General features: G+C 67.3%; 1 protein-coding gene. It reads right to left on the bottom strand.

Annotated elements, in window-relative coordinates:
* Positions 1-15 precede the first annotated feature (15 nt).
* The coding region (locus Q0967_RS17280) for an IS256 family transposase (protein WP_299451298.1) at positions 16-787 on the bottom strand (772 nt) is incomplete at its 5' end.

The raw sequence follows: 787 nt of genomic DNA, 5'->3' as shown, positions 1-787 counted from the left end.
GGTGATGCTCGTTGCCTACCGGTCGCCTTCTTCGAGGGCGACGGTTCCAGTATTGCTGGTCTTGTAGATCTTGGCCATCGATGCTTCGGAGAGGTAGCGGCGTTCGTCGACCTGCCACTCGTCGTGGGTGTCGATCAGGACGGCTCCGATGAGGCGGATGATGGCGGCTTCGTTGGGGAAGATGCCCACGACGCGGGAGCGGCGCTTGATCTCCTTGTTCAAGCGCTCGAGGGGGTTGGTGGACCAGATCTTGCGCCAGTGCTCACGCGGGAACGCGGCGAACGCGAGGACCTCGGACTTCGCGTCGTCCATCAGCGGCCCGATCTTGGGGTACCGGGCCGCGAGGTCGTCGCGGACCTTGTCCCACTGCTTGCCCATCGATCCCAGGTCGGGCTGGGCGAAGATGGTCCGGAACACCGCGGCGACCATCTCGGTCTCGGCCTTGGGCACGTGAGCCAGGACGTTGCGGATGTTGTGGACCCGGCACCGCTGGTGGGCCGAGCCCTGGAAGACGCGGGTGAGAGCGGCGACCAGGCCGGCGTGCTGGTCGGAGATCACCAGCTGCACCCCGCCCAGGCCGCGCTTCTTGAGGCCGGTCAGGAACGCCCGCCAGAAGATCTCCTCCTCGCTGTCCCCGACGTCCAGGCCCAGGATCTCCCGGCGGCCGTGCTCGGTGACGCCGGTGGCGATCACGACGGCCTTGGACACCACCATCCCGGCCTCGGTGCGCACGTGCAGGTAGGTCGCGTCCAGGTAGACGTAGGGGAAGCGAGCGTGGTCCAGCCGG

Source organism: uncultured Serinicoccus sp. (genome assembly GCF_947500995.1).
Classification (GTDB): Bacteria; Actinomycetota; Actinomycetes; order Actinomycetales; family Dermatophilaceae; genus Ornithinicoccus.
This window is presented reverse-complemented; position numbering and strand designations above follow the sequence as displayed.